This window comes from Streptomyces sp. NPDC093591 (assembly GCF_044764885.1).
Taxonomy (GTDB): Bacteria; Actinomycetota; Actinomycetes; order Streptomycetales; family Streptomycetaceae; genus Streptomyces.
Map to the genome: position 1 here is coordinate 520,350 of NZ_JBIWIY010000003.1, position 26,226 is coordinate 546,575.

Consider the following 26,226-nt stretch of genomic DNA (forward strand, 5'->3'; position numbering starts at 1 on the left):
CGAGTGATACGTGGTGCGGCCGGTCCCTGTGACCGGCCGCACTCCGTTGGGGCCCGGCCCGGTTTGACCCCCCTGGCCACGGCCCCGTAACCTTGACCGTCGGCGTGTCCACAGGTGACGCGCCACATCCCCGTAAACCTCTTCCTCTCGGGCTTTCCGGCCGGGAGAGGCCGCCCGCTCTGCTGGGCGGCTGGACTGCGGGGGTGCCGTTCCCGAGCGAGAGAGTGAGATCCGCGTGTACGCCATCGTGCGCAGCGGTGGTCGCCAGCACAAGGTTGCTGTCGGCGACATCGTTGAGGTTGACAAGATTTCCACTGCCAAGGTTGGCGACACGGTCGAGCTCTCGACCCTGCTCGTTGTCGACGGCGACGCTGTGACCAGTGACCCGTGGGTGCTGGCCGGCATCAAGGTCCAGGCCGAGGTCGTGGACCACCACAAGGGCCAGAAGATCGACATTCTGCGCTACAAGAACAAGACCGGCTACCGCCGTCGTCAGGGCCACCGCCAGCAGTACACGGCGATCAAGGTCACTGAGATCCCCGCGGCTGCGAAGTAAGGGACTGAGGAGAGATGGCACACAAGAAGGGCGCATCGTCCACCCGTAACGGTCGTGACTCCAACGCTCAGCGCCTCGGCGTGAAGCGTTTCGGCGGTCAGGTCGTCAACGCGGGCGAGATCCTGGTCCGTCAGCGCGGCACCCACTTCCACCCCGGTGCGGGCGTCGGCCGTGGCGGCGACGACACGCTGTTCGCGCTCAACGCCGGTGCGGTGCAGTTCGGCACCCACCGTGGCCGCAAGGTCGTGAACATCGTTCCGGTCGCCTGATCGGACACTTTCGCGAGGCGGACCTCACTTCCCTGGTGGGAAGGCGGGTCCGCCTTTCGCGTGTTAGAGCAGAGACATACTCGTACGTTTTTCGAAGTGCTGGAGGCACCCACCATGACCACCTTCGTGGACCGCGTCGAACTGCATGTCGCCGCGGGTAGCGGAGGTCACGGCTGTGCCTCCGTCCACCGTGAGAAGTTCAAGCCGCTCGGCGGGCCCGACGGCGGGAACGGCGGGCGTGGCGGGGACGTGATCCTCACCGTCGACCAGTCGATCACCACGCTGCTCGACTACCACCACTCCCCGCACCGCAAGGCCACCAACGGCAAGCCCGGCGAGGGCGGCAACCGGTCGGGGAAGGACGGGCAGGACCTGGTCCTTCCGGTCCCGGACGGCACCGTCGTCCTCGACAAGGCCGGCAACGTGCTCGCCGACCTGGTCGGACACGGCACGTCGTACGTCGCCGCGCAGGGCGGCCGGGGCGGGCTCGGCAACGCCGCGCTGGCGTCGGCGCGGCGCAAGGCGCCGGGGTTCGCGCTGCTCGGTGAGCCGGGCGACCTGCAGGACATCGTCCTGGAGCTGAAGACGGTCGCCGATGTGGCGCTGGTCGGGTATCCGAGCGCCGGCAAGTCCTCGCTGATCTCCGTGCTGAGCGCCGCCAAGCCGAAGATCGCGGACTACCCCTTCACCACCCTCGTGCCCAACCTCGGTGTGGTGACCGCCGGTTCGACCGTGTACACCATCGCCGACGTCCCCGGGCTCATCCCGGGCGCCAGTCAGGGCAAGGGCCTGGGCCTGGAGTTCCTGCGGCACGTCGAGCGGTGCAGTGTGCTGGTGCACGTCCTGGACACCGCGACGCTGGAGTCCGACCGCGACCCCGTCTCCGACCTGGACATCATCGAGGCGGAGCTGCGGGAGTACGGCGGGCTGGACAACCGGCCGCGGATCGTCGTGCTGAACAAGATCGACGTGCCGGACGGCAAGGACCTCGCCGAGATGGTGCGGCCGGACCTGGAGGCCCGCGGCTACCGGGTCTTCGAGGTGTCCGCCGTCGCGCACATCGGGCTGAAGGAGCTGTCGTTCGCGCTGGCCGACCTGGTCGCGAAGGCGCGGGCCGCGAAGCCGAAGGAAGAGGCGACGCGGATCGTGATCCGGCCGAAGGCCGTCGACGACGCCGGCTTCACCGTGACCCGCGAGGAGGCCGACGGCGAGCCGCTGTTCCGGGTGCGCGGCGAGAAGCCCGAGCGCTGGGTGCGGCAGACCGACTTCAACAACGACGAGGCCGTCGGCTACCTCGCCGACCGGCTCAACCGCCTCGGCGTGGAAGTGGAGTTGATGAAGGCGGGGGCCCGCTCCGGTGACGGCGTCGCCATCGGGCCCGAGGACAACGCCGTCGTCTTCGACTGGGAGCCGACGCTGGTGGCCGGGGCGGAGATGCTGGGTCGTCGCGGTGAGGACCATCGGTTCGAGGCGCCGAGGCCCGCGGCGCAGCGCAGGCGTGACAAGCAGGCCGAACGGGACGACGCGGACCAGGAGTTCGACGACTTCGAGCCGTTCTAGAGCGTCCGCCGCGAAGGTGCGTTAACGGCGGGGAAAGTCGGGGCGTACGGCAGGGCAACCAACCGTCGATCCGGTGAGTCGTACTGGGCGGTGCGGATGAGGATCTTGAGCCTCTCCGCCGTCAACTGCCCTTGCGACAACCGGAGTGGACGTGCCCTTGCCCGCCTCGCACAGACCACGGCGTGCTGTCGTCGTCGCGGTCGCCCTGCTTTCCGCCGTCTGCGGTGCTCTGCCCATGGCACAGGCGCAGCAGCCGCGGTCGGCCTCGGCTGAGGGCGTGCGGCAGGACTTCAACGGGGACGGGTACGAGGACCTCGCCGTGGGCTCCCCGTACGCCACGGTCGGCGGGAAGAAGGCGGCCGGTTACGTCGCCGTCGTGTACGGCTCGGCGCACGGGCCGGACCTCGCGGGCAAGAAGGTCCTCACGCAGGCCTCTCCGGGGATTCCCGGCACGCCCGAGGTGGACGACCGCTTCGGCGCCCATCTCATCACCGGCGACCTGGACGGCGACGGCTACACCGACCTGGTGGTACCCGCGACGGGCGAGGACTGGACGTGGGGCGGCGAGGCGCGCACGAACAGCCAGACCGTGCTGTGGGGTTCCGCCGCGGGCCTGTCCGGCGGAACGCTCCTGCAGCCGGGGCGAGCCTTCGCCACCCACTTCAGCATCCCTGGTGACTTCGACGGCGACGGCCACATGGACCTGGCCCTGTCGGGGGGCGTGCGCTTCGGCCCGTTCACCCGGGAAGGCGTGCCCGCCCGGACCCAGCCCGTCTCCGTCTACGAAGGGGACGACTCGCTGCTGGAGATGGCGGCCGGGGACGTCGACGGTGACGGCCTCACCGATCTCGTCTCGCTGAGCATGCCGGCCGACTGGGAGCCGGGCGACCAGAGTTCGGGACACGACCTCAACTATCTCCACGCCACCCCGGAAGGCTTCGAGCCGCTCACGGTGCTGCGGGACGGCCAAGGCCGCGAGATCGAGGGAGGCGAGGACATCGAACTCGGGGACGTGAACGGCGACGGCCGCGACGACCTCGTCTTCGGCCGGCCCCGCCCGGCCAACGGCAACGAGGAGCCGAGCGACCCGAGCCAGTACGGCTCACGCGTCGGCGTCGTCCTGGGCACCGCACAGGGACTGCCGTCCGGGGATCCGCGCATGATCCACCAGGACACTCCCGGCGTACCGGGCGTCAGCGAGGCGGGCGACCTGTTCGGCGCGTCCGTCAAGGTGGGCGATGTGAACGGCGACGGCTACGCCGACATCGTGGCCGGCAACCCCTACGAGGACTTCGCCGGAGTGGCGGACGCGGGCACGGTGGCCGTGATCCCGGGCGGGGTGTCCGGCCCGACCGGCGCCGGTTCGAAGGTGTTCAGCCAGAACACGGCGGGTGTCCCCGGCGCCGCCGAGCGAAGTGACTACTTCAGCGAGGCCGTCACCCTGCTCGACGGGGACGGCGACGGGCGCGCCGACCTCGTCGTGGGCGCCCCCGGCGAGAACACCGACGCCGGCTCGGTGTGGGCGTTCCGCTCCACCGCCTCCGGGGTCACCACCACGGGATCGCTCGCCTTCGGCGCCAAGGCGCTCGGCACGATCCCCGACGGTGCCCGGCTGGGTGCCGATTTCCCCCGCTGACCGCAGGAACCTCGGGTCGTACCGCGCCCGATCACCGGTCTCCTCCCACACACCACGTACGTCAGGAAAAGCCCATGGCCTCACGTTCTCACCGCCGCACGCGTCTTTCCCGCCGCAGACGGCTCGTCCTCGCCACCGGCGTCACGCTCGTCGCCGGCGCTCTGGCGGTCCCCGCCGTCAACGCCGCCACCGAGGCCACGGCCACCACGCCGAGCGCCAAGCGGCTGCACGACGACTTCAACGGGGACGGGTATCCCGACCTGGCGATCGGCGCGCCGGGCACCACCGTGAACACCCAGGCCGGCGCCGGGTCGGTGAGCGTTCTGTACGGCTCGGCGAGCGGTCTGTCGACGTCCCGCAAGCAGGTGCTGAAGGGCCCGGGCGTCCCGGAGCCGGAGGCGTGGGAGGGGCTGTACGGCGCGTACTTGGAGAGTGCCGACCTCGACGGGGACGGGTACGCCGATCTGGTGTCGTCCATGAAGGCTTACATGATGGATGTCGAGGACGGCTATGCGGTCGAGGTCAACTGGGGTGGGCCCAAGGGACTTTCGGCCACCACGACCAGGCTCACCTGGGCTCCGCAGGGCCGCCCCTGGAACGGTCAGTTCACGGTGGCCGACGTGGACGGCGACAAGCACCCGGACCTGGTGACCCTGAGCAACGACAACTGGATGAGTGGGGAGCCCGACGGGGCGGACAGCGACGACGGCACGGTGTTCCACGGCCCGTTCGACCGCAACCGCGGGCCCGCGAAGAAGGACTACTTCCGCGTCAATCCCGAGGACCCCCAGAACTACCAGGCGATCACGGCCGGCGACGTGAACGGCGACGGCATCGCCGACCTCGCCGTGCGGTCCACCTTCGTCGACGAGTCCGACTCTCGCGGGGTCGAGCTGCTCCTGGGCGGCGCCGACGGCTTCACCTACAAGGGTCTGCTCAAGGACGCCCAGGGCCGCATCGTCGGCGGCGAGGACGTCGAGATCGGTGACCTGAACAAGGACGGGTACGGCGACATCGTCGTCGGCCACTCCAACGACAGCTACGACAGCGACGTCGAACTGCCCACGAAGGGCGGCGCGTTGGCCGTCGTCTACGGCGGTCCGAACGGCGTCTCCACCACCCGCAAGCCGGTGTGGATCAACCAGGACACGGCCGGTGTGCCGGGCGCCGGCGAGCGCGGGGACGGGATGGGCTCGGGCCTTTCCATCGGCGACACCAACGGCGACGGCTACCTCGACGTGGCGACCGGGCTGCCCGGCGAGGACTTCGACGGCCTCACCGACGCGGGCACCGTGCTCGTGCTGCGCGGTAGCGCGAACGGCCTGACCGCCACCGGATACAAGGCGTTCAGCCAGAACACCAGCGGCGTGCCCGGCACCGCCGAGAAGCTGGACCGCTTCGGGGCGGAGACCGCATTGGTCGACGCCAATGCCGACAAGAGGGACGGCCTGGTGGTGGGCGACCCCGCCGAGAACGCCGACAACGGTTCGGTGTGGGTCTTTTCGGCCACCTCCGGCGGCATCACCGCAGGCGGCTCCTTCTCGTTCGGCCCGGCCACCATGGGCCTGCCCGCGACCAAGGCCAAGTTCGGCGCGTCGCTGGTGGACTGACGGCCACGACATTCTCGTACGACGCATTCATCCGCAGACGACGCATACATCCCTGTACGACGACAACTCTCCGTACGACCATCCCCCCACGCACACGACAGGAGACAGCAGCATGAACAGGCGCAAGGGAACCTGGCGCACGGGACTCGCCGTCGTCATGGCGGTGACCGGAGCGGCCGCGCTGCCCGCCGCCCAGGCCGCCGGTGACACTCCGTCGGCCACGGCGAAGCCCCACGACGACTTCAACGGCGACGGCTACTCCGACCTCGCCGTGGCGGCGCCCGAGGCGACCGTCGACGGCAAGACGCGCGCCGGGTACGTCGCCGTGGTCTACGGTTCGGCGAGCGGGCTCAACTCCGCGTCCAAGCAGGTCATCAGCCAGAACAGCGCCGGTGTCACCGACTCCGCCGAGACCGACGACCGGTTCGGAAGCGCGGTCAGCACCGCCGACCTGGACCGGGACGGGTACGCGGACCTGATCGTCGGCGTCACCGGCGAGGACTCCGTCGAGGGCGGTGCCGAGACCGGGCTCGTGCAGGTCGTCTGGGGCGGGGCGAACGGGCTGTCGGGCGGGGCGGCGCTGGCGTACGGGCACAACACCTACGACCGGCTCAGCGCCAAGGACCAGCTCACCGTCGGCGATGTGAACGGGGACGGGGCGACGGACCTGGTCGTCGTGGAGGGCCTCACCAAGCTGCGGATCGTCAAGGGCCCCTTCGGACGGGACGGTTCCGCGAGCGGCGGGGAGCAGATCGTCCACGACGACTCCGACCCCCGCTTCCTGGACCTGGCCACCGGCGACGTGAACGGTGACGGCATCGACGACGTCGTCGGCGCCATGAACGACGGTGACGAGTACGACCACCGCCGCATCACGTACTGGCGGGGCACGCCGGACGGTCTCGCGGAGAAGATCGTGCTGGAGGACAGCCGCGGTTTCTGGGTGCAGGGCGAGTCCCTCGCCCTCGGCGACGTGAACGGCGACGGCTACGACGACATCGTCGCGGGCCGCTCCGTCGACGGCTACGACAGCGACCTCGACACCCCGCTCCCCAAGGGCGGCCGGGTCGGTTTCGTCCCCGGCGGCGCCGACGGCCCCGTCGTGAGCAAGGCGATGTACGTCAACCAGGACAGCGCCGGAGTCCCGGGCGCCGCGGAGCGCGCCGACGGCTTCGGTTCCGACGTCTCGGTCGCCGACGTCAACGGCGACGGGTACGCAGACGTCTCCACGGGCGTGCCCGGCGAGGACTTCAGCGGGCTGAGCAACGCCGGCGGGGCGATCGTGCTGCGCGGCAGCGCGAGCGGTCTGACCGGCACCGGCGCCGCGGGGGTCAACCAGGACACCACCGGTGTGCCGGGCGCGGCGGAGAACAGCGACGCCTTCGGCCGCACCACCCACCTCGTGGACGCCAACCACGACGGCCGCGCCGAACTCGTCGTCGGCGCACCGGGGGAGAACGCGAACGCCGGGTCGGTGTGGGTGTTCAAGTCCACGTCGGCCGGGATCACCCCGACCGGCTCGTTCACCTTCGGCGCCGGCACCCTCGGCACGGTCGCCGCGAACGCGAAGCTGGGCTCCGGGTTCAACTCCTGATCGATCGTCGGACCCGTTGTGGCAAGGGCATGTTCTCGTGCCGCAACGGGTCTTCTGTTGTCTCCCTATTTGTCATGCACGCGAAGCTCGTAGTTCAGCAGCCGGACCGCCCACGGGCGTGAGCATCCGAAGTGTCCAACAGGCCAGCTAGGCAGGGGAGTTAGCCGATGACCGGTGTTTCCGGATCCGTATCGCCCGACCGACGTCGCTTTCTGACCGCGGGCGCCGCGGTGCTCGGCGCCGCGGCCTCCGCCCAGTTGTGGCTGCCGACCGTCGCCCGAGCCGCCGAAACACCGCTGCCCGACGGCGTGTTCAGCCTCGGCGTCGCCTCCGGCGACCCGCTGCCCGACGGCATCGTGCTGTGGACGCGGCTCGCGCCGGACCCGCTGAACGGCGGTGGCATGCCCGACCGCGTCGTCTCCGTCGAGTGGGAGCTCGCCGAGGACGAGCAGTTCGGAAAACCGGTGCGCCGCGGTGTCGCCCAGGCCCGGCCCGAGCTGGGACACAGCGTTCACGTGGACGTACGACGGCTGCGCCCGGGACGGACGTACTGGTACCGCTTCCGCGCGAGCGGCCAGATCTCGCCCACCGGCCGCACCCGCACCGCGCCCCACTCGAACAGCTCCGGCGGCCGGCTGCGCATGGCGCTGGCCTCCTGTCAGAACTGGCAGCACGGCTACTTCACGCCGTACGCCGACATGCTGGCCCAAGACCCCGACTTCGTGCTGTTCGTCGGCGACTACATCTACGAGTCCAGGCCGTCGGCGACGGCTCTGCGGAAGCACGAGGGCAGCGACGAGCCGTACAGCCTGGTCCAGTACCGCAACCGGTACGCCCAGTACCGCACCGACCCGGACCTCGCGGCGATGCACGCGAACGCGCCCTGGGTGGTCACCTTCGACGACCACGAGGTCGACAACGACTTCGCCGGCGAGATCCCGCAGGACCCGGACAAGCAGCCGCACGACGCGTTCGTGGCCCGTCTCACCGCGGGCTACCAGGCCTTCTACGAGCACATGCCGGTCCGCGCGAGCGCCATCCCGAACGGCCCGCACATCCAGATGTACCGCCGCCTGGAGTTCGGCCGCCTGGCCCGGCTCAGCGTGCTGGACACCCGGCAGTACCGCAGCGACCAGGCCACCAGCCAGGAAGGCGCCCAGGACCCCTCGCTCACCATGCTCGGCGCCGAGCAGAAGCAGTGGCTGATCGACGGGCTGCGGCACTCGCCGGCCCGCTGGAACATGATCGGCTCGCAGATCATGATGGCCGAGACCGATCTCAAGGTCGGCGAGGGCAAGCTCTGGTACTACGACGCCTGGGACGGCTACCAGGTCGAACGCAACGCCCTGATGCAGGAGTTGAAGCAGGTCCGCAACCCGGTCGTGTTCACCGGCGACCGCCACCTCACGATGATCAGCGACCTCAAGGAGGACTACGCCGACCCGGACTCGGACGTCGTGGGCGCCGAGTTCGTGGGGACGTCCATCTCCAGCAACGGCGACCAGGACCAGGCCGCCTTCCACAAGGAGTGGGACCCGCGCCTGCCGGACAACCCGCACTGGAAGCTGCTCGACGCCCACCGCGGCTACCACCTCTTCGACATCCGCCGCGACGGCATCGACGCGCAGGTCAGGATCGTGGACACGGTGCGTCAGCAGACGGCCACGCCGAGCACGCTGGCGCGGCTGCGGGTCGAGGCGGGCGAGCCGGGCGTCGAGGTCGTGTAGCTCCCGTAACCGCTGTAACTCCGGTAACACCTGGTGGGAGACCTGGGACTCATCCGTGTCCCAGGTCGCTCTCAGCACAGTCTCAGGAAGCTCTCTTACCGTCCTCTGACCATGGAGACGGACTGTACGAGAGATGAAATTCCGGCCAACGCCGGCGTGATCACCCCGCTGCCCACGGGGACCCGCCTGCTGCACATCGGCCCGCACAAAACGGGCACCACCTCGATCCAGGGTGCCCTGTTCGAGGCGAAGGACGAGATGGCCCGGCACGGCGTCGCGTGGCCGGCCACCACCCGGCACCCCATGGAGGCGGTCCTGGCCGCCTGCGCCCGCACCGGCATGATGGGCGACACCCCGCCCACCGAGCGCCACTGGGAGCGGCTGCTGGAGCAGGTGCGAGCCACCGGCCGGCGCACCTCGGTGATCAGCAGCGAGTTCTTCGCCGACGCCCCCGACGGCGAGGCCATCGAGCGGATCGTCGAGCAACTCGGCGGCGAGCGTGTGCACGTCCTGGTGACGCTGCGCCCGCTGGCCCGGATCATGCCCTCGCAGTGGCAGCAGTACGTGCAGAACGGCCTGCGCATGGGCTACGACGACTGGCTGCGGCACATGCTGAAGAAGCCGCCGTACGACAAGCCCAACCCCAGCTTCTGGCACCGGCACCGGCACGACCGGCTCGTCGAGCGCTGGGCCCGGGTGGTCGGCCCGGAGCGGGTCACCGTCGTCGTGGTCGACGACCGGGACCGGGAGGGCCTGATGCGCACCTTCGAGGCGCTGCTCCGGCTGCCCGCGCATCTTCTGCGGCCCGTTCCGGACGCGGCGAATCGCTCGCTCACCCTCGCCGAGACCGAAATGCTGCGGAATCTTAATAAGGAATTCCGCGCCAATGAACTCCCCGAGGAGCTCTATTCACAGCTCGTCCGGAACGGCGCCGTGATGCATATGAAGAACACGTGCATCCCCGGTCCCGGCGACGTGAAGATCAGCACTCCGCAGTGGGCCGTCGAGGCCGCCGCCGCGATCGGTGCGGAGATCGCGGAGCGTATCGGCGGGTCGGGGGTGCGCATTCTCGGCGATATGCGCCTTTTGTCCGCCGTGCAGTTGTCCGCCACGCAGAAGTCCGCGCCCCCGGCCACCGCCGAGCCGCGCATCGCCCCCGAGGCCGCGGCGCAGGCGCTCTACGGGGCCCTCGCCGCGGCGGCCGCCGCCCCCGTACGGCACACCGCGGCCGCCAAGTCGCGTACGGTTCACCAGACCTCGTCGAAGGAACTCGTGCGGGTACTCGGCCACCGTTGCCTCAAGCGGCTACGGCTTCGCTGAGCCTGTGCCGTTACTCACAGCAAATACCGTGAACCTCCGCAGAGGCTCTCCACAATGACCATGCGTACAAGGTGAATGACAGGTTGCGCGCACATATGCAGCCGGGGACGCTCACCTTGCACTGCGGTAACCCCAAGTGGGACCATTTCCAAGTTCCCAGTCGCCACAAGGTAGGTCACCTGTGTCCCAGCACATAGCCAAGCCCCGTACCACCGCAGTGATCCTGGCCGGTGGCACCGGTCAGCGCGTGGGTCTGTCGATCCCCAAGCAGCTGCTGAAGATCGCCGGCAAGGCAGTCATCGAGCACACGCTGACCACCTTCGAGAAGGCCGACTCCATCGACGACATCATCGTGCTGATGGCGCCGGGCTACGTGCCGGACGTCGAGAAGATCGTCGCCAAGGCCGGGTTCACGAAGGTCAAGAAGATCATCGAGGGCGGCTCGACCCGCAACGAGACGACCGAGCGCGCCATCGAGGCGCTCGGCGAGGGCCTGGCCGAGGGCGAGGACCTCAACGTCCTCTTCCACGACGCCGTACGCCCCCTGCTGTCGCAGCGCGTCATCGACGACTGTGTCGTGGCGCTGGAGCGCTTCCAGGCCGTCGACGTCGCCATCCCGTCCGCGGACACCATCATCGTGACCCGCACGCACGGCGAGGACGGCGAGTTCATCACCGAGATCCCGGACCGCTCCCGGCTGCGCCGCGGCCAGACGCCGCAGGCGTTCAAGCTGTCCACGATCAAGCGGGCCTACGAGGTCGCCTCGGGCGACCCCAACTTCCAGGCCACGGACGACTGCTCCGTCGTGCTCAAGTACCTGCCGGACGTGCCGATCCACGTCGTCGCGGGTGACGAGTACAACATGAAGGTCACCCAGCCCGTCGACGTCTTCATCGCCGACAAGCTGTTCCAGCTCGCCTCCACCGCCGCGCCGGAGCAGGTGAGCGAGGAGGCCTACCGTGAGCTCCTCACCGGCAAGACGATCGTCGTCTTCGGCGGCTCCTACGGCATCGGCAAGGACATCGCCGAACTCGCCGAGTCCTACGGCGCGAAGGTGTACGCGCTGGGCCGCTCCACCACCGGCACGCACGTGGAGAACCCGGAGGAGGTCGACGACGCGCTGTCCAAGGCGTACGCCGAGACCGGGCGCATCGACTACGTCGTGAACACCGCCGGTGTGCTGCGCATCGGCAAGCTCGCCGAGACCGACAACGCCACCATCGAGGAGGCGCTGAAGGTCAACTACCTCGCCCCGGTGCAGATCGCGCGGTCCTCGTACAAGTACCTGTCCGAGACCAAGGGCCAGTTGCTGCTGTACACCTCCAGCAGCTACACGCGCGGTCGCGCCGAGTACAGCCTCTACTCCTCGACCAAGGCCGCCATGGTGAACCTCACCCAGGCCCTGTCCGACGAGTGGGCCGGCGACGGCATCCGCGTGAACTGCATCAACCCGGAGCGCACCGCGACCCCGATGCGCACCAAGGCCTTCGGCCAGGAGCCCGCGGGCAGCCTGCTCTCCTCCGAGGCCGTGGCCCGCACCTCGCTGGACGTGCTGCTGTCCGAGCTGACCGGCCATGTCATCGACGTCCGCCAGCAGGACCCGACGGCGCCCGCCGGAAAGGCGTCCGGCTTCGAGCAGGCGCTGGCCAGTGTTCTGGACCGCCAGGACGGCGTGGCATAATCAGCTGTTAATAGCCTTAGGGAATTCAGGCCTCTGCGATTCTTCGTTCACGAAGAATTCACAGGGGCCTGAGTCCTTCACCCCTCAGACCGGCCCCTCCCACTGAGCAGGTTCTCCGTGATATCCACCGCTATTCGCGTCGCCCGGGTGGGCAGCCCGGCCGAGCTGGCCGCGGCGGCCCTCATGATCCTGGGCTTCCCGGCGCTCATGCTGGCCGCGCTCGTCCCGAGCGTTCCCGCCTTCGCGGCCGCGGCCGCCGTGACGTACCTGGCGGACCACTATCTGCACCGCAAGAGCAGCTATCTGGTCAACCGCCTGAGCAAGGTCCGGGCCGGCCTGTCGATCCGCTTCCTGATCAGACAACTGCTGCTGATCCTGCTGCTGGCCCGGCTCGGTTTCGCGGACGACCTGATCTACTACGGCGCGATCGCCTGTTTCATAGCGTTCTACGGCCTCCAGGCCCCGCACGGCGCGCTGGTCACCCTGATCCGCAACCGCCGCCGTATGCCGGTCGCCACCCGCAACGTCGACCTCGCCTCGCGCATCCGCATCCCGGACGCCCCGCCGCGCAAGCTGCTGCACCGCTCCGCGGAGAAGATGCTGCACATCGACCTCGCGGCCGTCGCCGGCATTCTGGCCTCGGCGGCCACGGGGTCGGCCGGGTTCGGTTTCCTCGGCATCGGCTTCACCCTCGGCCTGGGCACCTCGTACGTCGTCGCACTCGTGCCGTACGTCCGCGGTAAGAAGATCCCGCCGAAGGCGGAGATCGTCCTGGCCGCCGTCGACGACTGGCTGGCCGAGTACCGGCCCGAGACGGTGCTGTACTTCTCCGGCTCCAAGGACTCCGCCTACCAGGTCAACATGTGGCTGGAGACCATGGAGCAGCTCGACTCCAAGCCGCTGATCATCCTGCGCGAGCGGGTCATCCTGAACAACCTGGCGCCCACCACGGTCCCCGTCATCTGCGTGCCCGGCGGCGTGCACCTGATGAACATGGACCTGTCCAACGTGCGTGTCGCGCTGTACGCCGCGAACGTCGGCAAGAACATCCACCTGCTGCGCGTCCCCACCATGAAGCACGTCTTCATCGGCCACGGCGACAGCGACAAGCTCGCCAGCGTCAACCCGTACAGCAAGGTCTACGACGAGGTGTGGACCGCCGGCCGCGCGGGCCGCGACCGGTACGCCATCGCCGACGTCGGCGTCCGCGACGACGACATCGTCGAGGTCGGCCGCCCGCAGCTGGCGCCGATCCAGACCTGGCAGGGCGTTCCCGACGGGCGTATCCCGACCGTGCTCTACGCCCCGACCTGGGAGGGCTGGGACGGCAACCCCGGCAACACCTCGATCGTGCTCGCCGGCGAGAACATCGTGCGGAGGCTGGTGACGGCCGACCCGCCGGTCCGCGTCCTGTACAAGCCGCACCCCTTCACCGGCACCGTCAGCGCCGAGGCCAAGGCCGCCAACCAGCGGATCGTCGCGCTGGTCCAGCAGGCCGGCGCCGAGCGCGCCACCGACTCCCGCTTCCAGGTCGACACCGCCGCGCAGAGCGCCGCCAAGGCCGAGCTCGCCCGCATCGAGGCCCGCCTCGCCGAGCTGTCCGGCAAGGGCAACGGCAAGGGCGGCAACGGCAAGGGGGACGAGGCCGAGGCCACCCGCGACGGCCTGGTGGACGTCGCCAAGCACGAGGAGATCGCCCGGCTGCGCGCCGAGTGGAACACCGCGTACTGGCGCTCCTTCGGCAGCCACGAGCACCGCGTCATCACGGGTGCCGAGCCGCGCCTGTACGACTGCTTCAACGTCTCCGACGCGATGGTCTCCGACATCTCCAGCGTGGTCTCCGACTTCATCGCCAGCGGCAAGCCGTACGCCGTCACCGACTCCGCCGAGCTGGGCGTGGAGGAGTTCAAGCGGCAGAACACGGCGGTGCGCGCCGCGACGATCCTGTCCAACAGCGCGGCCGAGCTGGGCGGCCTGCTGGATGCCGTAGGCGACCCGGCGTCGGACCCGCTGGCCGAGGACCGGAAGGACCTCAAGCGGTACCTGCTCGGCCCGGACGAGCCGACCTCCATCCAGCAGTTCAACACCGCCGTGGCGGACCTCGCGATCAAGGCCGAGACGCGCAACGTCGGCCAGGAGTCACGGGCGGCGGCCGGAGCCGCCGAGGCCGCGCCGGCGGCCGTACCCGCGCAGCGGGTGTCGACGGCCGGGGACGATGTGACGGCCTGACCCGCACCACCATCGACGGCGCGGCCCCCGAGGAGCACTCCTCGGGGGCCGCGCCGTTTCTGGTGGGCCGCGTCTAGTGGGCCTCTTACGTTGCCCGAATACCGTGAGCCCATGTCAGTTCGCTATGTGATCCGGCTCACCAAAGCGGGGGCGTGAGGCAACCGCTTGCAATGCCCAGCCGTCTATCAAGTAGCGAATGAGGCGATACGGGGGAAATATCCCGTCGACAAGGGGGAAACGTGACCACGCAGCCTGATGTGACTGTGATCATCGGGGCGTACGAAGCGATGCCGTACCTGGTCGAGTGCCTGGCGTCAGTCGAGGCACAGACCATCGATCCGGGGCGCATCGAGGTCATCGCGGTGGACGACGGCTCGACGGACGGCACGGGAGAGTGCCTGGAGGAGTTCGCGGCCCGCGCGCCCATGCCGGTGACCGTGATCCGGCAGGACAACTCCGGTGGCCCCAGCGGCCCGCGCAACGTCGGTCTGGGGAAGGCGGCCGGGCGCTACGTCTTCTTCCTGGACGCCGACGACCGGCTGGGCCCCGAGGCCCTGGAGCGCATGGTCGCGATGGGCGACAAGAACGGCACGGACGTGGTCCTCGGCCGGGTCGAGGGTGTCAACCGCACCGCGCCGAAGTCGATGTGGGGCAAGACGCTCGACCGGACCGACGTCTTCTCCTCGAACATCAAGTTCACGCTGAGCGCGCAGAAGCTGTTCCGCCGCGAACTGCTGACCCGGCACCACATGCGCTTCGACGAGTCCCTGTGGACCGGCGAGGACGCGCTGTTCACGATGGAGGCCTACCTGCGGGCCGACGGCGTCTCCGTGGTCGCCGACTACACCTGCTACTACCTGGTGGGCCGCGACGACGGCAAGCACGTGACGAAGAGCGGCGGTTACACCCTGCGCTTCGACTCCGCGCGCGCCCTGATGAACCTGATAGCCGAACACATACCCGCCGGTGAGCGACGCGACCTGCTCATGGTCCGCCCCTTCCTCATCACCCTGCTGCCGCAGTTCGGACCCAAGTACGCCAAGGACAGCGAGAAGGTCAGGCGGCACAAGCTCGAACTGGCGAAGCCCCTCATGGACGCGTACTGGACGCCGGGCATCGCCCGCCGCCTCAAGGTCGAGGAGCGCCTGCGACTGCACCTGGTCGCCGAGCAGCGCCCCGAACTCCTGCTGCCCGTCGTGGAGTTCATCAAGGCCAAGAAGCAGCCGGCGGCCCTCCTGGAGAAGAAGGGCCGCCGTGTCTACCTCGCCTACCCGCACTTCCGGGACGCGCCGGCCGGCATCCCCGACTCCGTGTACCTCGCCGAACCGCGCGAGGCCCGCGCCTTCCCCGGCTACCGGCCGCCCGGCGCGGACTCGTTCCTGCGCCGGGCGGTGCGCAAGGCGCGGCGGATGCTGACGTCGTCGCGCGAGGCTACGCCGGGTGGGCGGGCTGCTCCCGCGTGAAGGACCGCCGCTGATCCGGGATCTCGGCCGGGATCTCCGCCGCCAGCCGCTCCTCCATCCGCGCCCGGTGCTCCTGCGCGGCCGAACACAGCGCCTGTACGGCCTCGTTGAAGCGCGCCTGTGAGGTGGGTTCGGCCGGCCCCAGCAGGTGCTGCTTCAACTCCTCGCGCGCCTCGGCGAGTTGGTCCTTCTCCGGCTGCCGGACCGCGTCCAGCAGCTCCGGCATTCCGGCCGCGTCCGGCGTCAGCACGGTCGCCGCGCGCACGGTCGGGAAGGCCTTGCGGAACACGTCCTCCGCGAGCCCGCTGGTGTTCGCCACGGCGTACGGCTTCCCGCTCGCCAGGAAGTCGCTGATCACGCTCGACACATCACTGATGAGCAGATCGGCCCGGTTGAAGCAGGCGTACAGCGTGGGCCGCGCGGCCGTCACGACCTGGTGCTCCCACTCCGGCAACGAGGCCCAGTACGCCTCCTCCCAGGCGGCCGTGGCCCGCGCCACCGCCTCCGCCCGCCCCGGTTCCGGCGCCGACTGGACCATCATCCGCTCGACCTGATCGGCGCTCGCCCGCACGACCGTCGTGGTGAGGCGGTCCAACTCCTGCGTACGAAGGGTGAGTTCACCGGTGTCCCGGGGCCGCTCACCCGTCCGCTCCCGGTTCGCCGCCCGGATCAGCTCGCGGATCCGCAGATCGGCCGCCCCGGCGCGCGGATCCACCGACCCCGTCAGCGGATGCGGCTTGTACAGCAGCCGTACGCCGGGGTCGGCGAGCAGCGCCCGCACGAGGTTCTCGCCGGCCTCGATCACCGAGGTGTTGCCGGGGTTGCCGTCCCAGCCCTCCCAGGTCGGCGCGTACAGGACGGTGGTGTATGTACCGGCGGGCGGGCCCGCGTACGGCTGTACGGCGTCCAGCTGCGGGCGGCCGATCTCCACGACGTCCTTGTCCTCGACGCCGACCTCGGCGTACGCGTACCGCTCGCGCGCCGCGGGCCCCGCCACCCACACCTCGTCATAGGCCTTCGCGTACGGGTTGCAGGACGACAGCTTGTCGCTCTCCCCGTGGTTGACGAAGGTGTGCTTGAGCGTGGGGATGCGCAGGACCTGCGAGGTCTTGCCGGAGTTGGAGGGGTGGATGAGCATCCGGAGCGTGGACTGCTCCAGGTGCATCAGGGTGGAGACCTTCGGGAGACAGAGGATCGGCACATCGGTCGGCGCGATCTTCTGCACCATGAACCGCTCCCGCAGCACGATCAGCGGACGGCCGTCCAGCTGCGCGAGCGGCTCCAGCCACATGTTCGCCTGGTACGCCGAGGAAGCGCCGCCGGAGAAGTACAGGCCGACCGTCGGCCGGTACTCGGCCAGCCAGGCGTCCAGCCACTCCAGCGTCTCCCGCTCGCCGGCCGGGCGACGGCTCGGCAGCAGCCGTACCAGAAGGTCGTGCAGGCCCAGCAGGGCGAGCCCGAGGGACAGGGCGATGCCGAGGGCCGCGCAGCGGGGGTCGTCGAGGGCCGCCGTGGTCAGCAGGCCCGCCGTGGCCGGGAGGCCGAAGACCAGCAGACGGGGGCCGGGGCGGCGCAGCAGGAGGGGCGGGGCGGGGGACAGGCGCAGCCCGGAGGCGTCGATGTTGCGGGTGACCACCGGCAGGGTGCGGGTACGGCGGACCAGCACCGAGACCGCCTGGATCGCGCAGTGCAGGACGTAGAAGGCGAGGAGGCCCGCGACGAGCGGGGCGTACACCGTCTCCCGGTCCTGCTCGCCGAGCCGCAGCAGGCCCACGACCAGCAGCAGGTCCCGCAGCACATGCCGCGCGGTGATGTCCGCGTGCGACTTGGCGAACACCGACAGCATGCCGCGCTGCCAGCGCAGCAGCACACCCTCGACGGCCAGGGACGTGACGGTCGCGGCGAGCAGCACCGGGACGTGCGGGTGCAGCGCCGCCACGGCCTGGGCACCGAAGGCGGCGGCCAGGAGAGCCGTGACGAGCGCTCTCACCGGGAGGCGGGACAGGGGTGTGGGCAACTGCGGTCACTCCAAGGTCGCGGCGGGACGTGGTGCGCCCGGGTTAACGCGCACCGACCTCCGGACGACACGCGAGTGTCCGCACGGTTTGGAGTGACCGAGGCTGCCGGAACCCTGCCCCTACCGTCCCGACTGCAGCGCCCGGCGGATCGGGCCGCCCACCACACGGCGGGCCCGGCGGTAGACGGACGCCGCGGGCAGAGCCGTGCCCGGCTTGGCGGTGCGGGCCACCTCGCGCCTCAACCGGTCGTTGTCCGTGGCGAGTTCGGTGATACGGCTCTGCAGCCAGCCGAACCTGGTGGTGAGCGAGGTGAGGTCGGCGTCGTTCCAGGGGCGGACGCCCGCCGGGAAGGCAAGCGACCGCATGCGCTTCTCGAAGGCGGCACCACCGTCGCCGTGCGTGAACGTGTTCTCCAGGCCGTTCCTGTCCAGGAACGCCGTGAACCGCTCGAACCGCTCCTGGTGGCCGCCCATCAGGGCGCCGAAGTCGGCCTCCTCGTACAGCGACGCCGGGTCCAGGTCCTCGGGCAGCTTGTCGATCCGGCGGTGCGGGATGCCGAAGTAGCGGCACAGTTCCAGCGTGCGCGAGTCGCCGCACAGCACGGTCGCCGGTGTGCCCGCGAGCAGCGCGGCGATGTTGCCGTGGATGCGGGAGCCGAAGGAGAAGTCGAACGTACGCAGGTCGTCGATCCAGGTGACCGGGTCGATGTAGACGCGGACCTTGTCCTCCCGGTACATCGGGTGCTCCGGGTGCGTCGGCATCGCCGTCACCAGGCCGTTCGGGTCGGACAGGTCCCGCCAGTGCAACTGCCGTGCGTCGCTGAGGTTCTGGCCGATGAAGCGCAGGTACGGGTAGCGGGCGTGGGCGCGGGTGATGACCCGGTCCAGCCCCTGCGACTTCACCGCGCTGTGCGAGCCGTTGACCGCGACCCGGGAGCCGGCGCCGAGGGCGGGTTCCCGCTTGGTGACGGTGAGTTCCTTGCCGTACATGAACAGCGACGGGCAGCCGATGACCTCGACGTCCTTGAAGCCCAGGTCCTTGAGGTACTTCTCGGTGAACTCGCCCCGGACCCCGATCGAGGCGCTGCGGTCGAGTACGGCCGAGACGAACTCGCGCACGGAGGACTCGATGCCCTTCAGCCGTGCCGCGTTGTAGCCGAGCCCGGCCTGCGCGCCGACTCCCACCACGATCACGGGGATCCTCAGCTTGCCGATCAGCCTCGTCAGCCGCTTCAACTGCGGCTCGAACGAAGGCCGGAACGCGTTGGCGAGCGGGACGACGAAGGCGTCGTACTCCTCGTTGATCCGGCCGGCCGCCGAGACGTCCGTGCGGATGCCGTTCGAGACGACCTCGGTGCGCGGCGTTTCGAGGATCTTGTGGGTGGCGTCGCTGAAGATCAGGTTGCCGGAATTGGTGGCGATGACGTCCCGGTGGAGGGCCTCCTCGACGGAGACGACGTCGTAGGGACTCTTGCCGGAGCGGAGGAGCAGGCGTTTCACAGCCTTCAAATTATGTTGGGGGAATCTTCATTTTCCAGATGGAGCCGATACAACCTTTTTGCCGTACGCAAAGCGTGAGCAAACTGCTACAGGGTGCCTGTCCGGAGGCTGGAATCCCCGCGCGCCGCACGATCCACTTCGCGTAGATTGCCGGACAGGGAACCGGACCCACGTGAGGGGAAAGAGCACAGGTGGCAGGGGCAAGGCAGGGTGTGCGCGAGGCCCGCAGGATCGTCGTCAAGGTGGGGTCCTCGTCGCTGACCACCGCGTCCGGGGGCCTGGACGCCGACCGGGTCGACGCGCTCGTCGACGTCCTCACCAAGAGCCGCAGCGGCGGGGAGCGGGAGATCGTCCTCGTCTCGTCCGGCGCCATCGCGGCCGGACTCGCCCCACTGGGCCTGCGTCGGCGCCCCAAGGACCTGGCCCGCCAGCAGGCCGCCGCCAGCGTCGGCCAGGGCCTGCTCGTCGCCCGCTACACCGCATCCTTCGCCCGTTACGGCGTCCGCGTCGGGCAGGTGCTGCTGACCAGCGACGACATGAGCCGCCGGGCCCACCATCGCAACGCCTCCCGCACCCTCGACAAGCTCCTCGCGATGGGCGCGTTCCCGATCGTCAACGAGAACGACACCGTTGCCACGGACGAGATCCGCTTCGGCGACAACGACCGCCTCGCCGCGCTGGTCGCCCATCTCGTACGGGCGGACCTGCTGGTGCTGCTGTCCGACGTGGACGGCGTGTACGACGGCGACCCCAGCAAGCCCGGCACTTCGCGGATAGCGGAGGTGCGGGGGCCGCAGGACCTCGCGCACGTCGAGATCGGCAGCGCGGGCAAGGCCGGCGTCGGCACCGGCGGCATGGTCACCAAGGTCGAGGCGGCCCGGATCGCGGCCGCCGCCGGCATCCCGGTGGTCCTGACCAGCGCCGTCCACGCCGCCGAGGCGCTGCACGGCGGCGACACCGGCACCTACTTCCACGCCACGGGCAAGCGCTCCGCCGACCGCCTGCTGTGGCTCCAGCACGCGTCCACCCCCCAGGGCTCGCTGACGCTGGACGACGGCGCGGTACGGGCGGTCGTCGAACGCCGCAAGTCGCTGCTGCCGGCCGGAATCGCTGCCGTGGAGGGCGAGTTCAGCGCGGGCGACCCGGTCGAGCTGCGGGACAGCACGGGACACGCGGTCGCGCGCGGGCTCGTCAACTTCGACGCCAAGGAGATCCCGCAACTGCTCGGCCGGTCGACGCGGGAACTGGCGCGGGAGCTGGGGGCGGAGTACGAGCGTGAGGTCGTCCACCGGGACGACCTGGTGATCCTGCACCCCTGAGCGACGGCGCGGACCCGGGGTCCCGCGGGCCCGTGGACGTTCCGCGCTGCGTTGCCCCGGGGGCCCGCCCCCGGACCCCCGGCCGAAAACGGGGTGAACGCCTTGCGGTGGGAGTCGCCCTGAGGTGGACGTTCCGCGCTGCGTTGCCCCGGGGGCCACCCCCGGGCCCCCGGCCGAAAACGGGGTGAACGCCCTGCAATAGGAGTCGCCCTGAGGTGGACGTTCCGCAAAACCGCCCCGCGAGCCCTTGCGGCCTGCTCAACTTTGTCTCAGGGACATTCCGCACGACCACCGTGTCGGTCACTGCGCAAAAAAGGAGGCCGTTGTGAGACGAGTGCGCCCTGGGACGGCGTCCCGCGGTGCCGGTGGGGCCTCGTCCCGTGCGGCCGGCGAGGAGCGCGCCTTGACGAGCGTCGCGGCCGGCGACCGGTACGAGGAGCCCGAGGACCTGCCCCGCCTGTGGCACGTCACCCTCAGCGTCTCCGGCCGGGAGGCCCCGCTGAAGGAGGTGCGGCGCGCCCTCGAACAGCTCGCCCACGACCACCCCTTTCTGCTGACCAGCAGGTACGCCACCGACCACGCCGAGATCCGCTACTGGGAAGAGGCCCGCGACCTGCACGACGCGGCCGCCGTCGCGCTGCGCCTGTGGGGCGAGCACCGGCAGAGCGCGGGGCTGCCGCCCTGGGAGATCGTCGGCCTGGAAGTCATCGACCGCGAGACCTACCACCAGCGAATCGCGGAAGGCTACGGGCCACTCCCGGCGACCCCCGTGGGCGTCCATCCCTTCTAGACGAGCGATGGCCCCGGCGCGCGGGGGCAAAAGAGGGCGAGAGGCGCGTATCGGTTCCGTCTCGGGAGATGGGACAGCGACAGAACGTCGGCCCCGGTCGCACTACCCTTCTTTCATGACCACGCTTTCGCCGTACGACTCCATGTCCCCGGTCACCCAGGCCGCCTACCGCGCCAAGGCCGCCGCCGCCGACCTCGCCCCCCTCCCGCGGGCCGAGAAGGACGACGCGCTGCTCGCCATCGCGGACGCCCTGGAGGTCCGTACGAGCGAAATCGTCGAGGCCAACGCCAAGGACATCGCCAAGGCCCGCGAGGCCGGCACCAGCGAGGCGATCATCGACCGGCTGACGCTCACCCCGGAGCGCGTGCGGGCCATCGCCGCCGATGTGCGGGACGTCGTCGCGCTGCCCGACCCGGTCGGTGAGGTCGTCCGCGGGTCCACCCTCCCCAACGGCATCGACCTGCGCCAGGTCCGCGTCCCGCTCGGCGTCGTCGGGATCATCTACGAGGCCCGCCCGAACGTCACCGTCGACGCCGCCGCCCTCTGCCTGAAGTCCGGCAACGCCGTGCTGCTGCGCGGCTCGGCCTCGGCGTACGAGTCGAACACCGCACTCGTCCGGGTGATCCGGGACGCCGTGGGCGGGGCCGGGCTCCCCGCCGACGCCGTGCAGCTGGTGCCCGGGGAGAGCCGGGAGAGCGTGCGCGAGCTGATGCGCGCCCGCGGCCTCGTCGACGTCCTCATCCCGCGCGGCGGCGCCTCGCTGATCCAGACCGTCGTGTCGGAGTCGATCGTTCCCGTCATCGAGACCGGCACCGGCAACTGCCACGTCTACGTCGACGCCCACGCCGACCTCGACATGGCCATCGACATCCTGATCAACTCCAAGGCCCAGCGCGTCAGCGTCTGCAACGCCGCCGAGACCCTCCTGGTCCACCAGGACATCGCCCCCGAGTTCCTGCCGCGCGCCCTGGAAGCCCTCGCGGAGGCCGGGGTGACCGTGCACGCCGACGAAAGGGTGCTGGCGTACGCCAAGGACTCCAAGGCGACCGTCGTCGAGGCCACGGCGGAGGACTGGGAGACCGAGTACCTGTCGTACGACATCGCCGCCGCGGTGGTGGACTCGCTGGACAAGGCCGTCGAGCACATCCGCCTGTGGACCTCAGGCCACACCGAGGCCATCGTCACCACCTCCCAGCAGGCCGCCCGCCGGTTCACCCAGCTGGTCGACTCCACGACGGTCGCGGTGAACGCCGCCACCCGCTTCACGGACGGCGGCCAGTTCGGCTTCGGCGCGGAGATCGGCATCTCCACGCAGAAGCTGCACGCCCGTGGCCCGATGGGGCTCCCGGAGCTGACGAGCACGAAGTACATCGTCACCGGGGACGGGCACGTACGGCGCTGACCTGGCGAGGTTCCTTCGTCGAGAGGCGCGTCCTTGCCGTGCGGGGGCGCGCCGTAGGGCTCGACGGCGCAGGGCGCGCGGCCAGGGCATATGCGCCCGACACGCGCCCCGGTCTGCGTCCGTGCCGCACCAGAGGTGTCTCACAAGGCGGATGAATTTCCATACCGTCTGCCCAAATTGACCCCCCAGGACTACTCTGGATCCGTGCCGGAGGACGTGGGGGGCACGCCGTTCCCTGACGGCTGGGAGCCCGACGACGACCACGACCGCGGGGTGTCGGACGAAGAGTTCGCCTCCGTGGTCTTCGACGAGGCCTTCGTACGGGCAGCCGTGGTGCACGAGCCGACCGCCGTCGAGCGCCTCCTGGCCGCCGCCCAGGCGAGAGCGGAGGCCTCCGAGGCGGAAGCGCGCCGGGCACCCGGCCGGGGCGAGCGGTTCGACGACGGGTACGGCCCCGAGGGCCACACCCGTTTCGGCCATGATCCCGAGCTCGACGATCTGGACGACCCGGACATACTCGAGGGCCGTTACGGCGCCCCCGGGGCGTACGGCAAACAGATCCGCTGGCACCGTCCCGTCGCCTGGGTGCTCGCCCTCGTGATGGGCATCGGCATGGTCGCGCTGGCCTTCGCGGCGGTCTACCGCGGCGCCTCCTCCAACGGCCGGGACCAGATCACACCGCCCGCGTCCACCGGGCTCGAACAGGGGAGCGGGGCGGCTCCCTCCGCCTCCGCCGACCACTCCCAGCCGGCCATTTCGGCCATCCCGCGCACGCCCTGAAAGGGCCTGACCGAGGGCCTGAGCACTGCTGAGAGCTCCCGGAGCATCCTGGTGAGAACCTGTCAGAACTTGTCGTGCAGCAGGGCGTTTACCGGAGCTCCCCGCGACCTACCCTGAAGATATGGGAGGGCCTGGAAACCCACCCGAGGGGACACCCGAGGGCGGCCCCGGAGGTGGCGAGGACGAATACCGATCCGTCGTCTTCGACGAGTCGTTCGTCCGTGCTGCCCACCTCCAGGAGTTCTCCGCGCAGGAGCGCATCGCCGACCACGCACCCGCCGTACGCCGCCGTCCACCCCTGCGCCGGGGCCTGTCCCGGCAGGCGCTGATCCTGGTCCTGTTGATCGCCGTGGCCTTTGGTACGGCGATCTATATGGGTGTACGGCACCCCTATCAGACCCCCGCCGGCTCCGGACCGCTCGCCGAGCCCCTGCGGATGACCGTCATCCCGCTCGCCCCGCAGGGCAAGGTGCCCGGCGCGAGCGACACCGACTACCTGTACGCGCACAGTCCCGCCGCGCAGTTCCGCATCGGCGCGGAAGGCATTCCGTTGCCGGCCGCGCGGCGCACCGCGCACTTCTCGGACGGTCAGGTGACGAACGCGCTGAGTATCGCGAAGGACTACATCGTGCGGTCCGCGCTGTATCCCGAGGTGCTCACCGGGGACCAGGTCCGTCCGGTGCGGGTGCTGCTCGATCCCGACCAACTGGACCAGTTCGACCAGAGCTTCAGCCACCCGGCCGCGGACGGGCGGCACGCGCCGACCGGATGGCTGGTTCGGTTCGATCCGGCTCAGGCCGAGCTGGCCGACCGCAAGATCCGGGTGCAGGGCACGCTGCAGGCCGCGGAGACCGACTCGTCGACCCTCGAGGTCACGGCCGATCACACGTTTGTGTACGCGCTGCGGGCGGTGGCGTCCGGGGAGAAGGCCGGTGCCGGTGAGCGGACGGCTGAGGCGTCGCTCTTCACCGTGCGCCGGGAGCTGCACTTCCGCTTCGACCGCGAGGACCTGCGGCTGAACCAGGCCCAGCTGGTCGTCTCCTACGTCCAGGCGGGGCCGCTGTCCTGCGCCGAGGACTCCACGAACCGGCTGCATCCGCTGCTGGCGGGGCAGACGGCGAAGGAGGGCGGGCCGGCCGGGACCGACCCGTACGCCACGGGCGGGGCGACGGCGCTGTGCGGGTCGCTGGCGGCGGGGTCCCAGCCGAAGGTGTGAGCCGGGAGGGTCCCGCCCCGGGGGCCTGCGGCCCGGGGCGGGCTGGAAACCCTCAGTGACCGGAGCCCTGGCTGTCCGTGTCGTCCGTGGCGTCCCGCCTCGGCTCGTCCTTCGGCGGGGCGCTCGTGAAGCCGCCGAAGCCCCGTCGGACCCGGCCGCCGAGGTCCCCGGCGCCGCCGGCGATGTCCGTGACCAGCTTCATCAAGGGGTCCTTGGAGGACTTCACGTGGGTGGCGTAGTGGGACGCCGATTCGCGGAAGGAGTCCGTCACCGAGGTGTCCTTGTCCTCGGAGCGGCGCGGGTAGTGGCCGTCCATGATCCGCTGGTAGTCGCGGGACTCGGCCCACTTCTTCAGCTCGGCCGCGCGGACCGTGGTGAAGGGGTGGGACCGGGGCAGGACGTTGAGGATCTTCAGGACGGAGTCGCGCAGGTCGCCGCCCGCCTCGTACTCGTCGGCCTGCTTCAGGAACGCGTCCACGTTCATCTCGTGCAGATGGTGGCCGCCGGCGAGCTTCATCAGGCCGCGCATCGAGGCCGTGAGGTCCTGGCCGACGAGAAGGCCGGCCCGGTCGGCGGACAGCTCCGACTTGCGGAACCACTCCCGCAGCGCGGTCACGATCGCCATGATCGCGATGTTGCCAAGAGGGATCCAGGCGACCCGGACGGCCAGGCTGGTGAGGAAGAGGAGGATCGTGCGGTAGACCGAGTGGCCGGAGAGGGCGTGGCCCACCTCGTGGCCGACCACCGCCCGCATCTCCTCCTCGTCGAGCAGCTCCAGCAGACCCGTCGTGACCACGATGATCGGCTCGTCCAGGCCGATGCACATCGCGTTCGGCACCGGGTCCTGGTTGACGTACATCGGCGGGACCTTCTCCAGGTCCAGGATGTAGCAGGCGTCCCGCAGCATGTCGTTGAGGTGCGCGAACTGCTGGTCCGACACCCGCACCGAGTCGGACAGGAACAGCAGCCGCAGACTGCGCTCCGGCAGCAGGCCGCTCAGCGCCTTGAAGACCGTGTCGAAGCCGCTCAGCTTGCGCAGGGCGACCAGGGCCGAGCGGTCCGCCGGGTGCTCGTACGCACGCGAGGAGATCTCCGGGAAACGCCTGCGCTGCCTGCTCGGTACGTTCTCGTGCCCGTTGTGCTCGTGGCCTTCGGACATGTCTTCCCCCATGTGCGTGTGGATGGCTCTGTGCGGCCCTTTGCGGAGCCTTGTTCAGCCCTTTGCGCCCCCGAAGCAGAGCCCAGCCTAGGCGGAGTTACCGTGGACGGGCACTACAGCGAAGGAGTTCCGCGCCATGGAGCACAACCCCGCCGCCGCCTGGCTCACCCAGGCCGCGAGCGCAGCCGAGCAGCAGGGGGCGGGGAATCTGCTCCGGGTCGTACTGATCGTGATGGTCGTGGGCTGTGTGCTGACCGCGTGGTTCCTGTTGCGGGGCTACAGGCGGAAGGACGAGTGAGCCCCCGGGAAGGTTCCCCGTGGCCCGTCGGAGGCGCCCCAACGGTGGAGTCGGCGTGATCGCCGTCATGGCGCCCGCTTACGATGAGCCGACATCTTTA

20 protein-coding genes are annotated in these 26,226 nt (G+C 70.2%); 17 read left to right on the forward strand and 3 right to left on the reverse strand.

From position 1 onward, the window contains the following. The first annotated feature begins 235 nt into the window (after window positions 1–235). The 11 genes from rplU to ACIREI_RS09000 all read left to right on the forward strand — a co-directional run bounded on the left by rplU (window position 236) and on the right by ACIREI_RS09000 (window position 15,645). Window positions 236–556 (forward strand): 50S ribosomal protein L21, encoded by a 321-nt coding sequence (gene rplU / locus ACIREI_RS08950; protein WP_004931419.1) that lies wholly within the window; start codon window positions 236–238, stop codon window positions 554–556. A 14-nt stretch (window positions 557–570) separates the two neighbouring features. Then, entirely contained in the window at window positions 571–825 is a 255-nt protein-coding gene (gene rpmA / locus ACIREI_RS08955) for a 50S ribosomal protein L27 (RefSeq protein ID WP_030961848.1), read from the forward strand. 114 nt (window positions 826–939) lie between these two features. Beyond that, the gene (obgE, locus tag ACIREI_RS08960) at window positions 940–2,385 is read left to right on the forward strand and encodes a GTPase ObgE (protein ID WP_403329463.1); all 1,446 of its coding nucleotides are present in this window, start codon (window positions 940–942) and stop codon (window positions 2,383–2,385) included. 235 nt (window positions 2,386–2,620) lie between these two features. After that, window positions 2,621–4,021 carry a VCBS repeat-containing protein gene (locus ACIREI_RS08965; protein ID WP_403329181.1) on the forward strand — a complete coding sequence of 467 codons (1,401 nt, stop codon included), beginning with the start codon at window positions 2,621–2,623 and terminating at the stop codon, window positions 4,019–4,021. A 74-nt stretch (window positions 4,022–4,095) separates the two neighbouring features. Continuing rightward, entirely contained in the window at window positions 4,096–5,631 is a 1,536-nt protein-coding gene (locus tag ACIREI_RS08970) for an FG-GAP-like repeat-containing protein (protein ID WP_403329184.1), read from the forward strand. A 112-nt stretch (window positions 5,632–5,743) separates the two neighbouring features. Next, a complete protein-coding gene (locus ACIREI_RS08975; RefSeq protein ID WP_403329187.1) occupies window positions 5,744–7,225 on the forward strand; it encodes an FG-GAP-like repeat-containing protein in 1,482 nt (493 codons plus the stop codon). A gap of 167 nt (window positions 7,226–7,392) precedes the next feature. Beyond that, window positions 7,393–8,952 (forward strand): alkaline phosphatase D family protein, encoded by a 1,560-nt coding sequence (locus tag ACIREI_RS08980; RefSeq protein WP_403329190.1) that lies wholly within the window; start codon window positions 7,393–7,395, stop codon window positions 8,950–8,952. A 111-nt stretch (window positions 8,953–9,063) separates the two neighbouring features. Beyond that, window positions 9,064–10,272: a hypothetical protein gene (locus ACIREI_RS08985; protein ID WP_403329193.1), complete on the forward strand. Its 1,209-nt coding sequence runs from the start codon at window positions 9,064–9,066 to the stop codon at window positions 10,270–10,272. A 181-nt stretch (window positions 10,273–10,453) separates the two neighbouring features. Next, window positions 10,454–11,953 (forward strand): D-ribitol-5-phosphate cytidylyltransferase, encoded by a 1,500-nt coding sequence (locus ACIREI_RS08990; RefSeq protein ID WP_403329196.1) that lies wholly within the window; start codon window positions 10,454–10,456, stop codon window positions 11,951–11,953. Between the two features lie 147 nt (window positions 11,954–12,100). Further along, entirely contained in the window at window positions 12,101–14,182 is a 2,082-nt protein-coding gene (locus tag ACIREI_RS08995) for a hypothetical protein (RefSeq protein WP_403329466.1), read from the forward strand. A 239-nt stretch (window positions 14,183–14,421) separates the two neighbouring features. Continuing rightward, entirely contained in the window at window positions 14,422–15,645 is a 1,224-nt protein-coding gene (locus ACIREI_RS09000) for a glycosyltransferase family 2 protein (protein WP_403329198.1), read from the forward strand. On the opposite strand, the gene ACIREI_RS09005 is transcribed toward ACIREI_RS09000, so the two are convergent. Beyond that, window positions 15,614–17,662 (reverse strand): hypothetical protein, encoded by a 2,049-nt coding sequence (locus ACIREI_RS09005; protein WP_403329201.1) that lies wholly within the window; start codon window positions 17,660–17,662, stop codon window positions 15,614–15,616. The two genes, ACIREI_RS09000 and ACIREI_RS09005, sit on opposite strands and share 32 nt — an antisense overlap. A 120-nt stretch (window positions 17,663–17,782) precedes the next feature. After that, window positions 17,783–19,162: a polysaccharide pyruvyl transferase family protein gene (locus ACIREI_RS09010; protein WP_403329204.1), complete on the reverse strand. Its 1,380-nt coding sequence runs from the start codon at window positions 19,160–19,162 to the stop codon at window positions 17,783–17,785. Between the two features lie 191 nt (window positions 19,163–19,353). On the opposite strand from ACIREI_RS09010, the gene proB reads away from it, so the two are divergent. From proB to ACIREI_RS09035, 5 genes are all read left to right on the forward strand, one after another. After that, window positions 19,354–20,481: a glutamate 5-kinase gene (proB, locus tag ACIREI_RS09015; RefSeq protein WP_403329207.1), complete on the forward strand. Its 1,128-nt coding sequence runs from the start codon at window positions 19,354–19,356 to the stop codon at window positions 20,479–20,481. A 325-nt stretch (window positions 20,482–20,806) separates the two neighbouring features. Continuing rightward, entirely contained in the window at window positions 20,807–21,271 is a 465-nt protein-coding gene (locus ACIREI_RS09020; RefSeq protein WP_403329210.1) for a hypothetical protein, read from the forward strand. 115 nt (window positions 21,272–21,386) lie between these two features. After that, a complete protein-coding gene (locus ACIREI_RS09025; RefSeq protein WP_403329212.1) occupies window positions 21,387–22,673 on the forward strand; it encodes a glutamate-5-semialdehyde dehydrogenase in 1,287 nt (428 codons plus the stop codon). A 204-nt stretch (window positions 22,674–22,877) separates the two neighbouring features. After that, on the forward strand, window positions 22,878–23,453 hold the full coding sequence (locus ACIREI_RS09030) for a hypothetical protein (RefSeq protein WP_403329215.1): 576 nt from the start codon (window positions 22,878–22,880) through the stop codon (window positions 23,451–23,453). A gap of 121 nt (window positions 23,454–23,574) precedes the next feature. Then, window positions 23,575–24,669 (forward strand): hypothetical protein, encoded by a 1,095-nt coding sequence (locus ACIREI_RS09035; protein WP_403329218.1) that lies wholly within the window; start codon window positions 23,575–23,577, stop codon window positions 24,667–24,669. 52 nt (window positions 24,670–24,721) lie between these two features. Here the strand turns inward: ACIREI_RS09035 and ACIREI_RS09040 are convergent, their stop codons facing one another. After that, window positions 24,722–25,840 (reverse strand): M48 family metallopeptidase, encoded by a 1,119-nt coding sequence (locus ACIREI_RS09040; RefSeq protein ID WP_403329221.1) that lies wholly within the window; start codon window positions 25,838–25,840, stop codon window positions 24,722–24,724. Between the two features lie 124 nt (window positions 25,841–25,964). Here ACIREI_RS09040 and ACIREI_RS09045 point away from each other — a divergent pair, with 124 nt between their 5' ends. Further along, complete coding sequence (locus tag ACIREI_RS09045) at window positions 25,965–26,126, forward strand: hypothetical protein (protein ID WP_403329224.1); 162 nt, start codon at window positions 25,965–25,967, stop codon at window positions 26,124–26,126. Window positions 26,127–26,226: the final 100 nt, after the last annotated feature.